Below are 13,452 nucleotides of genomic sequence, written 5' to 3' on the forward strand. Positions count from 1 at the left end.
GCGCTCCAGCCTACGGCCCGGAGGCTTGACGTGTTCATCGGCCTTCCCCCCCCCGGACGAACCGCGCCGCCACCGCTGCTGCCCGGGCCCCCTGGCTTCGACGCCTGCCGGCAACGGCTCCTGACGGAGAGCCGTGCGCACGGCCTCGACGCACGGTTCGCCCCCGCCGATGCCGGGCCGGCCCTCCTGGGCGCGTACGACGTGGAGTTCGGCGGCCACCGCGTCCGCGGGCGGCGCCGCGGAGCCGCTGCCGTCATCGTCCGGAGGCGGGCGGGAGGGGGCGACAGGCCCTAGCATGCGGCACGCGATGGCCGAACGGCCCGGTCCGCGGCCGGGCGGAGGGAGAGAGCGCGATGGGCGCACAGGCAGCGGGACCGCTCGTCGTCGGCGTGGACAGCTCGACGCAGTCCACCAAGGTGCTGGTGGTGGACGCGGCGTCCGGCACGGTCGTCGCCCGCGGCCGGGCCCCGCACGTCGCCGGCGGCGGCGCGGGCAAGGAGAGCGATCCGGGGCGCTGGTGGGCGTCGCTCGGCGCGGCGCTGGGGCAGTGCGGGGACGCGGCGCGGCAGGCGGGCGCGGTGTCCGTGGCCGGGCAGCAGCACGGTCTGGTGACGCTGGACGCGGCGGGCGCGCCGGTGCGGCCCGCGCTGCTGTGGAACGACGTACGGTCCGCGCCGCAGGCGGAGCGGCTGGTGGCGGAGCTGGGCGGGCCCGCCGCGTGGGCGGAGCGGGTCGGCAGTGTGCCGGGGGCGGCGTTCACGGTCGCCAAGTGGGCGTGGCTGCGCGCCCACGAACCGGCCGCGGCCGCCGCCACCGCCGCGGTCCGGCTGCCGCACGACTACCTCACCGAGCGGCTGACCGGGGAGGCGGTCACCGACCGGGGCGACGCGTCCGGCACCGGCTGGTGGGCCGCGGCCACCGAGGCGTACGACGAGGGGATCCTCGGTCACATCGGGCTGGACCCGGCCGCGCTGCCCCGTGTGGCCCGCCCCGGGGAGGCGGTGGGCACCGTACGGAGCGCGGAACTGCCGCTGCCGCGCGGGGCGTTGGTGGCGGCGGGCACCGGCGACAACATGGCGGCGGCGCTGGGGCTCGGGCTGCGGCCCGGCCGGCCGGTGCTGAGTCTGGGGACGTCCGGCACGGTCTACGCGGTCTCGCGGCGGCGGCCGGCCGATCCGTCCGGGACGGTCGCGGGTTTCGCGGACGCGCGCGGCGACTGGCTGCCGCTGGCCTGCACGCTCAACTGCACCCTGGCCGTGGACCGGATCGCCGCGCTGCTGGGCCGCGACCGGGAGGCGGTCGAGGCGGGCGGCGAGGCGGTGCTGCTGCCGTTCCTCGACGGGGAGCGCACCCCGAATCTGCCGGGGGCGTCGGGCCTGCTGCACGGGTTGCGGCACGACACGACGCCCGGTCAGGTGCTGCAGGCGGCCTACGACGGTGCGGTGTTCGCGCTGTTGAAGGCGGTGGATCAGGTGCTGGACGCCGAGTCGGCGGCGGATGCGCCGCTGCTGCTGATCGGCGGCGGCGCGCGGGGCCGGGCCTGGCGGGAGACGGTGCGGCGGCTGTCGGGGCGCCCGGTGGAGGTGCCCGAGGCCCGCGAACTGGTCGCCCTGGGCGCGGCGGCGCAGGCCGCGGGGTTGCTGCTGGGCGAGGATCCGGCGGCGGTGGCGCGGCGCTGGGGCACCGCCCGCGGCACCGCGTACGCACCGCGCGAGCGGGACACCGCCGCCTGGGAGCGGCTGACGGCCACGCTGGCCGACGGCGAGGCGCTGCTGCGGAGGTGAGGGCGCGCCCGGATCCGGTCCGCGTCGCCCCGCCGCTCCCCCGGCCGGGCGATGCGGCACGCCCGGCCGCCACAGGGATCGCTACGGCATCCGAGTGACGGCGTGTCACCTCCAACTCGCCTTCATGACCTGCGAGTTCCTTCTTTGGTTCGCCCATTGGCGGCAGCCGGGGACCCTTGGCATCCGGGGGACGGCTGCGCATCATGAACACACCGGCCACACGTGTCATGTACGCGTCCCCCCTCGGCCTCGTCAGGAGTACGCATGGAGTCCGACCGCACCTCCCTGCCCCGCCGCCGCCTGCTCACCGGCGCCGCCGCGCTCGCCGCGGCCGCCGCGCTGGTCCCGGCCGGCAGCGCCGCCGCCCGACCCCGCACCGCACACCCCCGGGCGGCGGCCTATCCGCCCGTGCACTGGGCCGCCGCCGACCCCGCCAACTTCACGGAGGCCAACCGCCCGACGGAGTATCCGGTCGAGATGGTCGTCATCCATGTGACGCAGGAGACGTTCGCCGACACCCTCAAGCTCTTCAAGGACCCGAACCACAAGGCGGCCGCCCACTACGTCGTCCGCTCCTCCGACGGCTACCTCGCCCAGTGCGTCAGCGAGAAGAACGTCGCCTGGCACGCGGGCAACTGGGACTACAACACCCGCAGCATCGGCATCGAGCACGAGGGCTGGGTCGACGACCCGAAGTGGTTCACCGACGCCCTGTACCGGCAGTCCGCCGCCCTGACCGCGGCGGTCTGCGACCGCTACGGCATTCCCAAGGACCGCGAGCACATCATCGGCCACGTCGAGGTCCCCGGCACCGACCACACCGACCCGGGGCAGTACTGGGACTGGGCCCGCTACCTGGAGCTGGTCAAGGGCCGGGCCTGACGACCCGCCGGCCCCGGCGCGACGGTCGTTCCCGAGATGTCCGCCGCACCGACATCCCCGCGCCACGGCGGCGACGCCGGGCACCGGGAGGGTCGGTGCGACCTCGGGAGGGACCGTGCGACGTCGGCGGGGCATGGTGCACACGGTGCTGGCGGCGCTGGCCGTCTGGAGTCTGGCGGCCGCGGCCGGCGGCCCCCCGGCGAGCGCCGCCGACTCCTTGGCCACCGCGCCCGGCATCCGGCAGGCGCCCGGCGTCCGGCAGGCACCCGGCGTCATCTATACGACGTTCCAGGTGGCCGTGGCGCGCGGCACCGCTCACGGGCATCTGCTGACGGTGGACCTGCGGGCGCCGCGCGTCTCGGTGGACCTGCTGTACCCGGGGGCGGTCGGCGCGCGGGCGCCCGTCTCCGCGCTGGCCACGGCGCGCGGCGCGACCGCCGCGGTCAACGGCGACTTCTTCCACTTCGTCGAGACCCAGCACCCCGGCGTCCCGGCGACCGGCGCCCCGTCCGGCCCGGCCGTCGCCGCCGGACACGGGCTGAAGGCCGCGGTCCCCGCCGGTCAGCGCTTCGGCCCGGCGCCGCCGCCCGGCGCGAGCCCCGAGGACGTCCTCGGCATCGGCTACGACCGGCGGGCGCGGCTGGACCGGCTCACCCTGCGCGGCGCGGCGGTGACCGGCCACGGCACGCTGCCGCTCGCCGGGCTGAACCAGTACGCGCTCCCGGTGGACGGCATCGGCGCGTACACCTCCCGCTGGGGCCCGGCCGCGCGGGCGCGCGCCGTGTGCGGCACCGACACGGACCGGGCGGCGCCGTGCACCGCGCGCGTACGGGAGGTGACCGTGGCCCGCGGCCGGGTCACCGCGGTCGCCGACCGGCCCGGCGACGGGGTGCCGCCCGGCTCCGAGGTGCTGCTGGGCCGTGAGGACGGCGCGCGGCGGCTGGCGGAGCTGCGGCCGGGCGACCCGGTGCGCATCGGCCACCGCCTGACCGGCCGGAGCGGCGTGCCGCTGCGATGCGCGGTCGGCGGGTTCGCGGTGCTGCGGGACGGGCGGACCGTACCGGGCACCGACACCGTCACCCCGGCGGTGCGGACCGGCGCCGGGATCGGGGACGGCGGCCGCACGCTGTATCTGCTGGCCCTGGACGGCACCCCGGGCGAGCCGGGGCTCACCCTCACCGAGCTGGCCGCCGTCCTGCGCGGACTCGGTGCGCGCGACGGCGTGGATCTGGACGGCGGCGGCTCCTCGACGCTGGTGACCCGCGCACCGCACGGCGGTCAGGTCGTGGTGCGCAACCATCCGTCGGGCGGCGCGGAGCGCCCGGTGCCGAACGCGCTCGGGGTGTTCGCGGAGGACTGACCCGCGCCCGGAAGGCCCCGGGCCGCCGCCGGATGCGGTTACGGGCGGACGCTGCTGATCACGTCGGCGGCGCCGGAGAGGCTGTGCCGCAGGTCCGGGGCGATGTTGCTGCTCGCCAGGTAGAAGCCGAGCAGCGCGCAGACGATGGCGTGCGAGAGCTTGAGCTTTCCGCTGCGCAGGAAGATCGCTGTCAGAATGAGCAGCAACAGGACGACCGAGATCGTCAGAGCCATGGGTGCACCTCCGCGACGGCCGCCCGATCGGACGGCTAGGAGTGGCAAGTTTGGCGCATTTCAGGCGAATTCCCGCCCGCGATACGGTGCCCCATCCGGGTGATCACTGCGGGTCACCCCGAATGCGCCGCCAAGTTCCCGGCATTCGTGTGTCACGGATCACTTTTCCCGCGGGCAACGGGCCCTTCGCCTCAGCCGTCTTAGCGACGGATACGCCCGGCGCCATCCGCGTCGGCGCACACCCCCGGCCGACGGAAGTACCGCCATGACCCGACCGTGCACCCCGCACACCCCGCGACGACCCGCGGGGCGGGCGGCCCGCCGTGCACGGCGACCGTGCACTCCCGTATCGGCCGAATATCCCCTTTCCATGCTTAATGTGACGGAATGAGCACCGTGCAGGACCAGGATCAACTCACGGGGTGGCGGCGCTTCCGGCGCCGCGTCCCCAACGGCTTCGCCATCGCCTTCGGTGTGCTGGGCCTCTTCTGCGCCGTCACGGCGCTCTTCGGACCGCTGCGGCGCGGGCTCCACCCGGCGATCTACTGGCTGGACACCCTCACCATCCCCGTGACGCCGAACTTCGCGTACGCCGTCTTCCTGTTCCTGCTCGGCGCGGCGATGGCCGCCCGCAAACGGGTGGCGCTGTGGTTCGTCGTCGCCTACATGCTGCTGGTCGCCCTCGCCGACGCGCTGTTCCTCACCGCCGGGTACTGGGAGTTCGCCGTCTCGCTGGCGGTCTGCACCGCCATCCTCGTGCTGCTCGTCGTCTCGCACCGCGAGTTCTACGCCATCACCCGGCGCGGCGCCTTCGTCCGCGCCGCGGGCGTGCTGGTCGCCGGGCTGGTCGCCGCGGTGCTGCTCGGCTGGGGCCTGGTGACGCTGTTCCCCGGCTCGCTGGAGCACGGCGCCGGCAACCGGCTGCTGTGGGCCGCCAACCGCGTCTGCGGCGGGCTGGTCGGCGGCCGGCTCGTCGAGGGCCACCCCCCGCACTGGATCGTCTTCCTGCTCGGTCTCTTCGGCGCGCTCGCGCTGCTCAACGCCGCCGCCACGCTCTTCCGCTCGCAGCGCCTGGAGGCAGCGCTGCACGGCGACGAGGAGGCCCGCATCCGGGCGCTGCTGGCCCGCTACGGCGGCGACGACTCGCTGGGCTACTTCGCCACCCGCCGCGACAAGGCCGTCGTCTTCTCCCCCAGCGGCAAGGCGGCCGTCACCTACCGCGTGGAGGCGGGCGTCTGCCTGGCCAGCGGTGACCCGGTCGGCGACCGCGAGGCCTGGACCCAGGCCATCGAGGCGTGGCTGGAGGTCGCCGGGCGCTACGGCTGGCAGCCGGCCGTGATGGGCGCCAGCGAGGAGGGCGCGAAGGCGTTCGCCCGCTGCGGTCTGGGCGCTCTGCAGCTCGGCGACGAGGCGATCTTGCACGTCAAGGACTTCGAGCTGGACGGCCGCGACATGCGGGTCACCCGGCAGGCCGTCAACCGCGTCCAGCGCACCGGCGCCACCTGCCGGATAAGGCGCCACTCGGCGCTCACCGACGCCGAGATGCACGAGGTCATCGAACGCGCCGACGCCTGGCGCGACACCGAGACCGAGCGCGGCTTCTCGATGGCGCTGGACCGCCTCGGCGACCCCGAGGACGGCGACTGCCTGCTGGCCGAGGCGTTCGACGGCGAGGGCCGGATGATCGCGCTGCTGTCGTTCGTGCCCTGGGGCGACGACGGCATCTCGCTGGACGTGATGCGGCGCGACCGCAGCGCGCCCAACGGCGTCATGGAGTTCATGGTCGCGCAGCTGTGCGCCCAGGCCGGGCAGTTCGGGGTGCACCGCATCTCGCTGAACTTCGCGGTGTTCCGCTCCGCCTTCGAGGAGGGCGCGCGGATCGGCGCGGGCCCGGTGCTGAAGTTCTGGCGCCGGCTGCTGCTCTTCTTCTCCAAGTGGTGGCAGCTGGAGGCGCTCTACCGCTCCAACGCGAAGTACGCCCCCGAGTGGTACCCGCGCTTCCTGTGCTACGCGGACACCGGTGCGCTGGCCCGGATCGGTCTCGCCTCCGGCATCGCCGAGGGCTTCGTCGCCGTACCGAGCCTGGGCAAGCTGTGGGGCAAGGGCCACAAGAAGAAGCTGCTGGCCCCGGCGAGCACCGCCGGGCTGCCCTCGCTGGAGGAGCTGGGCCTGGTCAGCGAGGCGCCGACCGCCGAGGAGCAGCGGGAGCGGGAGCTGGCCGCGCTGCCGGAGCAGGTGCGCACCCGCCATCTGAAGCTGGAGCGGCTGCGCGCCGAGGGCACCGACCCGTACCCGGTCGGCGTGCGGCGTACGCACACGCTCGGCGAGGTCCGCGCCGCGCATCCGGCTCCGGAGGCCGGGGCGCACACCGGGGAGACCGTGCGGATCGCCGGGCGGGTGCTGCTCACCCGCGACCACGGCGGTGTGCTCTTCGCCGTGCTGCGGGACTGGTCCGGTGACCTCCAGATCGCGCTGACCCGCGACACCACCGGCAAGGAGCTGCTGGAGCGCTTCGGCTCCGACATCGACCTCGGCGACCACGTCGAGGCGGAGGGCGAGGTCGGCGCGAGCGACCGCGGTGAGCTGACGGTCTTCGTCACCGACTGGCGGCTGACGGCCAAGTGCCTGCGGCCGCTGCCGGACAAGCGGCGCGGTCTGACCGACCCGGAGGCGAAGGTCCGCCACCGCTACGTCGACCTCGTGGTCTCGCCGGACGCCCGGGAGACCGTACGGGCCCGCAGCACGGCCGTGCAGGCGCTGCGGCAGGGGCTGATCGACCGGGGCTACCTGGAGGTCGAGACGCCGATGCTCCAGCAGATCCACGGCGGCGCCAACGCCCGGCCGTTCCACACCCACATCAACGCCTACAACCTCGACCTGTACCTGCGGATCGCGCCCGAGCTGTACCTCAAGCGGCTGTGCGTGGGCGGCATGGAGAAGGTCTTCGAGATGGGGCGGACCTTCCGCAACGAGGGCATCTCGTACAAGCACAACCCCGAGTTCACGATGTTGGAGGCGTACCAGGCGTTCGCCGACTACGACGTGATGCTCGACCTGACCCGGGAGCTGATCCAGGGCGCCGCGGTCGCCGCGTTCGGGACCGCGACCGCGCGTAAGGCGGATGCGAACGGCCGGCTGGTCGAGCACGACATCTCCGGGGCGTGGCCGGTCAAGACCGTCTACGGCGCGATCTCCGAGGCGCTGGGCGAGGAGGTCGGCGCGGACACCGACGCGCGGGTGCTGCGGCGGCTGTGCGACGCCTCGTCGGTGCCGGTGAAGCCGGAGATGGGCCGCGGCGACATCGTGCTGGAGATGTACGAGCGGCTGGTCGAGGAGCGCACGACGCTGCCGACGTTCTACAAGGACTTCCCGACGGACGTCTCGCCGCTCACCCGCCAGCACCGCAAGGACCCGCGGCTGGCCGAGCGCTGGGACCTCGTCGCCTTCGGCACGGAGCTGGGCACCGCCTACTCCGAGCTGACCGACCCGGTCGAGCAGCGGCGGCGGCTGACCGCCCAGTCGCTGCTGGCGGCGGGCGGTGACGTGGAGGCGATGGAGCTGGACGAGGACTTCCTCCAGGCGCTGGAGTACGCGATGCCGCCCACCGGTGGTCTGGGCATCGGCGTGGACCGGCTGGTCATGTTCCTCACCGGTCTGTCGATCCGCGAGACGCTGCCGTTCCCGCTGGTCCGGCGCCGCTGAGCGGTCCGCCTCCGTTTGCCGCGCGCCTCTCCTCCGGGAGGGGCGCGCGGCGCGTTTTCGGCCCTGCGTACGGGAACCACGGCCCCGGGCGGGGCGTTGGCCGCACATGACGACTTATGCGGTGCACTGCAACGGCCGGGACGCGACCGCCGAGGAGCTGGCGGCGGTCGCGTTCGGCAGCCCCTCCCATTTCACCGCCATGCAGGTGCGCGGCGGCCTGATCCGGGGGCTCGACCTCCATCTGACGCGGCTGCGCAACGCCTCACAGGAGTTGTTCGGGCAGGCCACCCCGGACGACGAGATCCGCGCCCACCTGCGGGCGGCGCTGGCGGTGAGCCCCGCCGATGTGTCGCTGCGGGTGCTGGTCCACGCGCCGGGCGATCCGTTCGCGGCCGGTGCGGGCGAGCCCGAGGTGCTGATCCGGACGGCGTCCGCCGGGGCCCCGCCGTCGGGTCCGCTGGCGCTGGCGGCGGTGGCACACGAACGGTTCCAGCCGGCCGTGAAGCACGTCGGGGAGCCCGCGAAGCGGTTCTTCCTGCGGCAGGCGGTGGCGGAGGGGTGCGACGACGCCGTGTTCGTCGACCGCGAGGGGCGGCTGAGCGAGGGCACGGTCTGGAACCTCGCGTTCTGGGACGGCACGGCGGTGGTGTGGCCGGTCGCCGGGATGCTGGACGGTGTCATGCAGTCCCTCGTCAAACGGCAGTTGGCACAGCTCGGCGTGGAACAGCGCGATGCGGAGGTGCGGGTCGGCGGCCTCGCCGGATGGGCCCGCGGTGCGGTGGTCCTCAACTCCCGGGCCCCCGCGGTCGCCGTCCACCGCATCGGCGGCGAAGTCCTGCCCGAGGCGCCGGACTTCGTGGCGCTGCTGCACCGCGCGCACGAGGCGGAGCCGTTGGTGGCGCCGTGAAGACCCGGTGGACGGTCGCCGAGCTGCGGTGACGGCCGTGGGGGCGGGGCCGGGGCCCGGTCGGGTGCCGGGCCCGGTCGGGGCCCGCGCCGGACGGCTTCGGGCCCGCGGCGGGCGGGCGTTGTCAGACCCCTCGGTTACGTTGCGTGCATGACGGAATTCGTGATGGTGGCGGGGGCCTGGCTCGGGGCCTGGGTGTGGGGCGATGTGGCGCGGCTGCTGCGCGCGGCCGGGCACGGCGCCCATCCGCTGACGCTGAGCGGCCTCGCGGAGAAGCGGGACGCCTTGGCCGGACAGCAGACGCATGTGCAGGACATCGTCGACGAGATCACCCGGCGGGATCTGCACGAGGTGGTGCTGGTCGGGCACAGCTACTCGGGCATACCGGTGGGTCAGGCGGCCGAGCGGATCGGTGGGCGGCTGTCCCGGGTGGTCTTCGTCGACTCCGAGGTCCCCGTCGACGGCGAGTCGTTCGTCTCGCTCTGGTGGGAGGGGCCGGAGCGGCTGGCCGCATCGCTCGCCGCGAACGACGGCTGGTGGGCCCCGCCGACCGCCGGGGATCTCGCCGGTCAGGGCCTCTCCGACGCGCAGACGGCGCGCCTCGTGGCGGGTGCCACACCGCATCCGGGCGCCTCGCTCTCCGAGCCGGCGGTGCTGACGCGCCCGCTCGGCGCGCTGCCCGCCACCTACGTCAAGTGCCTGCTCGACGGCCCGGAGCCGAACGCCACGGTGGCCGAGCTGCTGACGCACGAGACCTGGCGCCGCGTCGACCTCGGCACGGGGCACTGGCCGATGGTGTCCGAGCCGGAGGAGCTGGCCCGCGTCCTGCTCGCCGCGGCGGAGGAACGGGGGTAGCGGAGCGGGCCCGGCGGCCTCACGCCGCCTCGGGCCCCTCCCCCGCGGCACCGGCCCGAGGTGTCTCCGCCAGGTCGGACCACCGCACCGTCCGGTCGCACCAGCGCTCCAGCAGCGTGCGGTCGTGTCCGACGGCGAGGAGACCGGCGCCGGTGCGGGCGCGGTACGCCTCGACGACGGCGACCAGCGCCGCGGTGGTGGAGGCGTCGAGCATCGCGGTCATCTCGTCGCAGATCAGCCAGCGCGGCTCCAGCACCAGCGCGCGGGCCAGGCAGGCGCGTTGCAACTGTCCGTCGCTGACCTCGTGCGGGCGGCGGGTGAGCAGATCGGCGGTGAGGCCGACGGCGGGGGCCAGTTCCGCGACGGCGGCGGGCGCCTCGGTACGGCGGCCGGTGGCGCGCAGCGGTTCGGCGATGAGGTCGGCGAGCCGCAGCCGGGGGTCGGCGGAGAGCCGGGGCTGCTGGAAGACCACACCGAAGGAGGTACGCAGGGCACGGGGCGCGCGGTGGCGCCAGCCCGGGGCCGCCACACCGTCCACGGTCACCGTTCCGGCGTCCGGCCGGTGCAGCAGCGCCGCGACCCGGGCCAGGGTCGACTTGCCGCAGCCGCTCGGGCCGAGCAGCCCGACCGACTCGCCGGGGGCGACGGTCAGGGAGATGCCGGAGACGACCGGGCGCCGCCGCTCGTACCCGGCGGTGATGTCACGCAGTTCGAGCACGGAGGCCGCCCTTCTCCTCGGACTTCTCGGGGGCGTCGGCCGGGGCCGGGCCGGGGTGCGGATGGTGGCAGGCGACGCCGCCGGACGGTTCGGGGCGGACGGCGCAGCGGGCGTCCACGCGGGTGCAGCGGGCGGCGAAGGCGCAGCCGTCCGGCAGGGCACCCAGCTCGGGCGGCAGTCCGGGGATGGGGGCGAAGGCGCGGCCGGGCAGTGCGTCCAGCAGCCCGCGGGCATAGGGGTGGCGGGGGCCGGGGGCGCCGAAGAAGGTGGCGGCGTCGGCGTGTTCGACGATCCGTCCCGCGTACATGACGGCGACGTGGTCGGCGATGCGCTCGGCGGCCGCCAGATCGTGGGTGATCATCAGCAGCGCCCGGCCCTCGTCGGCATGGGCCCGCAGGGCGTCGACGGTGTGGTCGATGAGGTCCCGGTCGAGGCCGGTGGTGGGCTCGTCGGCGAGCAGCAGCCGGGCGTCGCCGACCAGCGCGAGGGCGCTCGCCGCGCGCTGGGCCAGCCCGCCGGAGAGCTGGTGCGGATGGCGATCCAGGTGGTCGAGGGGGAACGCGGCGCGGGCCGCGGCCTGCTCCGCCGCCGCGCGCAGTGCCTCCCGCGCCGCGCGCCGCCCGGGCCGCCGCCCGGCGGGGGCGCCGCCGGCGCCCCCGGCCGCCGCACCGGCTCCGGCGACACCCAGCTCCCGTACCGTTTCCTCCAGCTGGGCGCGGATGGTGCGGACGGGCGTGAGGTGGGCGGCCGGGCTCTGCGGGACGAGGCCGATGCGGCGGCCGCGGACGGTGCGGGCGAGCTGCCGTTCGCCGGCGGTGAGCAGCTCCACGGCGGGCGCGCCGTCGGCGGCGGTCAGATGGGCCGCGCCGGACGTCTCGGCGTTGCCCGGCAGCAGGCCGAGCAGCGCGGAGGCGAGGACCGATTTACCACAGCCGCTCTCGCCGACCAGGGCGAGGCAGCTGCCCGGCGCCAGGTCGAAGGAGGCGCCGGAGACGGCGTGGACGTGGTGGCCGCCGCGCATCCGGAAGCGGACCGACAGATCGCGCACCGACAGTACGGGGGCGGGTGGCGCGGTGGTGCGGGGCGCGGTCACAGCATCAGCTCCGATCGGCGGCGGGGGTTGATCCGCTCCCGCCAGGCACCGGCCAGACCGGCGAGGGCGAGGGTCGGCACGATGAGGAAGAGGCCGGGGAAGAGCGTCGGCCACCAGGCGCCGGCCAGCAGCGAACCGCGGGCGGCGTTGACCATGATGCCCAGGCTCGCCTCGTGGGCCGGCAGGCCCAGGCCCAGGAAGGAGAGCGCGGACTCGTGCCAGATGGCGTGCGGCACCATCAGTACGGCGGCGAGTCCGGCCTGCGGCAGCACGCCGGGCAGCAGATGCCGCACCGCCACCCGCCACCGCGAGGCGCCGCCGGAGACCGCCGCGTCGATATGGGGGCGGGCGCGCAGCGACAGCACCTCGGCGCGGACGATACGGGCCGTGGACAGCCAGTGGGTCAGCGCCACGGAGAGGATCACCGGCCACACGCCGGGCCGGAACATCGCCACGATGAAGATGCCCAGCAGCAGATGGGGCACGGACGAGAAGAGGTCGACGAGCCGCATCACGGCGCGGTCCGCCCAGCCGCCGAGCGCCCCGGCGAGCGTGCCGACGGCGGTGCCCACCCCGACGGCGACCAGCGCGGCGACCACGCCGACCAGCAGCGAGACCCGCAGGCCGTAGACGCAGCGCAGCAGCAGATCGCGGCCGACCTCGTCGGTGCCGAAGGGGTGGGCCAGGGACGGTGCGTGGAGTTTCTGCGCCAGGTCGACGGACTGGCTGTCCAGCGGGAACAGCAGCGGGACGACGAGGACGGCGAGGACCACGGCGGCGACGAGGACGGCGCTGACCCGTACCCGCACGGTGCGGGTGCGCCGCTGACGGCCCGCGCCGGGGCGCCGGTGCCAGGTCACGGCCTCCGCGGCGTCGGGCGCGGCGTCCGGTCCGGGCGCGGTGCCGGCTCCGGCGGCGGGGTGCCGCCCGGTGGCGGTGGTGTGCGAGTCAGCCATCGAAGCCCACCCTCGGATCGGCGAGACCGTACAGCAGGTCGGAGAGGAGGTTGCCGACGAGGACGGCGGCGGTGGCGAGGACGGTGAGGGCGGCGAGCAGCGGGAAGTCGACCGCGGTCGCCGCCTCGACGGTGGCGGCGGCGATGCCCGGCCAGCTGAAGACCGTCTCGACCAGCAGCGCCCCGGTGATCAGTTCCGGCACCCGGGAGCCGATGAGGGTGAGGACCGGCAGCAGTCCGGAGCGCAGCGCGTGGTGCAGCAGCACGGTGCGTTCGCGCAGGCCACGGGCGCGGGCGCCGCGCACCGGGTCCTCCTCCAGCGCGTCGCCGACGCCCTGCCGTACGTACAGCACGAACCACGGGAGCTGGGAGACGGCGAGGACCAGGGCGGGCAGGGTCACATGGCGGACGATCTGGCCGGGGGTGGCGAGGTCGGTGCCGGTGTCGGTGAGGCCGCCGGCCGGGAGGACGCCCAGTTTCAGGGCGAACAGCCAGACGGCGAGGAGGCCGAGCCAGAACGGCGGCGCGGCTTCCAGGGTGTAGGCGAGGGAGGTGACGGCGCGGTCGAGGAGTCCGCCGCGGCGGCGGGCGGCGGCCACGCCGAGGGCGGTGCCGACGACGACGGCGAGGACGAAGGCGAGCGCGCACAGCAGAACGGACCAGCCGAGGCGTTCGCCGATGACCTGGGTGACGGGCGCGCGCAGCGTGGCGGAGTCGCCGAGGTCGCCGGTGAGCGCGGCGGTGAGCCAGTGCCACCAGCGGCCGATCAGCGGCTGGTCGACGCCGAGGTTGTGGCGCAGCTGATCGAGGTTGGCCTGGGAGGCGGTGAGGCCGGCGTCGCCCGCGTAGGCCCGGACGGGGTCGAAGGGCGAGGCGGCGGCGACGGCGAAGACCCCGAAGGTGACGGCGAGGAGGACCGGCACGGCGAGCAGCGCCCGCCGGCCGGTCATCCGCGCCATCGCC

General features: G+C 75.4%; 11 protein-coding genes. 6 read left to right on the forward strand and 5 right to left on the reverse strand.

Annotation, left to right across the window (positions count from 1 at the left end):
* Positions 1-353 precede the first annotated feature (353 nt).
* The 3 genes from xylB to ABT345_RS09475 all read left to right on the forward strand — a co-directional run bounded on the left by xylB (position 354) and on the right by ABT345_RS09475 (position 4,026).
* Complete coding sequence (gene xylB, locus ABT345_RS09465) at positions 354-1,784, forward strand: xylulokinase (protein ID WP_345087829.1); 1,431 nt, start codon at positions 354-356, stop codon at positions 1,782-1,784.
* A gap of 264 nt (positions 1,785-2,048) precedes the next feature.
* Positions 2,049-2,666: an N-acetylmuramoyl-L-alanine amidase gene (locus tag ABT345_RS09470; RefSeq protein WP_345087831.1), complete on the forward strand. Its 618-nt coding sequence runs from the start codon at positions 2,049-2,051 to the stop codon at positions 2,664-2,666.
* 133 nt (positions 2,667-2,799) lie between these two features.
* Positions 2,800-4,026 (forward strand): phosphodiester glycosidase family protein, encoded by a 1,227-nt coding sequence (locus tag ABT345_RS09475; RefSeq protein WP_345088159.1) that lies wholly within the window; start codon positions 2,800-2,802, stop codon positions 4,024-4,026.
* Positions 4,027-4,064: 38 nt separating this feature from the next.
* On the opposite strand, the gene ABT345_RS09480 is transcribed toward ABT345_RS09475, so the two are convergent.
* Complete coding sequence (locus ABT345_RS09480) at positions 4,065-4,259, reverse strand: hypothetical protein (protein ID WP_345087833.1); 195 nt, start codon at positions 4,257-4,259, stop codon at positions 4,065-4,067.
* 387 nt (positions 4,260-4,646) lie between these two features.
* Here ABT345_RS09480 and lysX point away from each other — a divergent pair, with 387 nt between their 5' ends.
* From lysX to ABT345_RS09495, 3 genes are all read left to right on the forward strand, one after another.
* Entirely contained in the window at positions 4,647-7,961 is a 3,315-nt protein-coding gene (lysX, locus tag ABT345_RS09485; RefSeq protein WP_345087835.1) for a bifunctional lysylphosphatidylglycerol synthetase/lysine--tRNA ligase LysX, read from the forward strand.
* A gap of 106 nt (positions 7,962-8,067) precedes the next feature.
* The gene (locus tag ABT345_RS09490; protein ID WP_345087837.1) at positions 8,068-8,868 is read left to right on the forward strand and encodes an aminotransferase class IV; all 801 of its coding nucleotides are present in this window, start codon (positions 8,068-8,070) and stop codon (positions 8,866-8,868) included.
* A gap of 150 nt (positions 8,869-9,018) precedes the next feature.
* Positions 9,019-9,723 (forward strand): alpha/beta fold hydrolase, encoded by a 705-nt coding sequence (locus tag ABT345_RS09495; protein ID WP_345087839.1) that lies wholly within the window; start codon positions 9,019-9,021, stop codon positions 9,721-9,723.
* A gap of 19 nt (positions 9,724-9,742) precedes the next feature.
* On the opposite strand, the gene ABT345_RS09500 is transcribed toward ABT345_RS09495, so the two are convergent.
* The 4 genes from ABT345_RS09500 to ABT345_RS09515 all read right to left on the reverse strand — a co-directional run bounded on the left by ABT345_RS09500 (position 9,743) and on the right by ABT345_RS09515 (position 13,448).
* The gene (locus ABT345_RS09500; protein ID WP_345087841.1) at positions 9,743-10,441 is read right to left on the reverse strand and encodes an ABC transporter ATP-binding protein; all 699 of its coding nucleotides are present in this window, start codon (positions 10,439-10,441) and stop codon (positions 9,743-9,745) included.
* Positions 10,425-11,462: an ABC transporter ATP-binding protein gene (locus ABT345_RS09505; RefSeq protein ID WP_345088161.1), complete on the reverse strand. Its 1,038-nt coding sequence runs from the start codon at positions 11,460-11,462 to the stop codon at positions 10,425-10,427. Before ABT345_RS09505 ends, ABT345_RS09500 begins: the two co-directional genes overlap by 17 nt.
* A gap of 68 nt (positions 11,463-11,530) precedes the next feature.
* Positions 11,531-12,490, reverse strand: coding sequence for an ABC transporter permease (locus tag ABT345_RS09510; protein WP_345087843.1), 960 nt, complete (start codon positions 12,488-12,490; stop codon positions 11,531-11,533).
* Entirely contained in the window at positions 12,483-13,448 is a 966-nt protein-coding gene (locus ABT345_RS09515; protein WP_345088163.1) for an ABC transporter permease, read from the reverse strand. The genes ABT345_RS09510 and ABT345_RS09515 overlap by 8 nt, the downstream gene beginning before the upstream one ends.
* Positions 13,449-13,452: the final 4 nt, after the last annotated feature.

Origin of the sequence: Streptomyces sp. NPDC000404 (assembly GCF_040300365.1) — a bacterium.
GTDB classification, from domain to species: domain Bacteria; phylum Actinomycetota; class Actinomycetes; order Streptomycetales; family Streptomycetaceae; genus Streptomyces; species Streptomyces ramulosus.

What these genes read in the sequence shown, in the direction of transcription:
- ABT345_RS09470 (WP_345087831.1), top strand. Translation starts at nt 2,049, where the DNA reads ATGGAGTCCGACCGCACCTCCCTGCCCCGCCGCCGCCTGCTCACCGGC.
- ABT345_RS09510 (WP_345087843.1), bottom strand. Translation starts at nt 12,490, where the DNA reads ATGGCTGACTCGCACACCACCGCCACCGGGCGGCACCCCGCCGCCGGA.
- ABT345_RS09475 (WP_345088159.1), top strand. Translation starts at nt 2,800, where the DNA reads ATGGTGCACACGGTGCTGGCGGCGCTGGCCGTCTGGAGTCTGGCGGCC.
- ABT345_RS09515 (WP_345088163.1), bottom strand. Translation starts at nt 13,448, where the DNA reads ATGGCGCGGATGACCGGCCGGCGGGCGCTGCTCGCCGTGCCGGTCCTC.
- ABT345_RS09480 (WP_345087833.1), bottom strand. Translation starts at nt 4,259, where the DNA reads ATGGCTCTGACGATCTCGGTCGTCCTGTTGCTGCTCATTCTGACAGCG.
- lysX (WP_345087835.1), top strand. Translation starts at nt 4,647, where the DNA reads ATGAGCACCGTGCAGGACCAGGATCAACTCACGGGGTGGCGGCGCTTC.
- ABT345_RS09490 (WP_345087837.1), top strand. Translation starts at nt 8,068, where the DNA reads ATGACGACTTATGCGGTGCACTGCAACGGCCGGGACGCGACCGCCGAG.
- ABT345_RS09505 (WP_345088161.1), bottom strand. Translation starts at nt 11,462, where the DNA reads ATGCGCGGCGGCCACCACGTCCACGCCGTCTCCGGCGCCTCCTTCGAC.
- xylB (WP_345087829.1), top strand. Translation starts at nt 354, where the DNA reads ATGGGCGCACAGGCAGCGGGACCGCTCGTCGTCGGCGTGGACAGCTCG.
- ABT345_RS09495 (WP_345087839.1), top strand. Translation starts at nt 9,019, where the DNA reads ATGACGGAATTCGTGATGGTGGCGGGGGCCTGGCTCGGGGCCTGGGTG.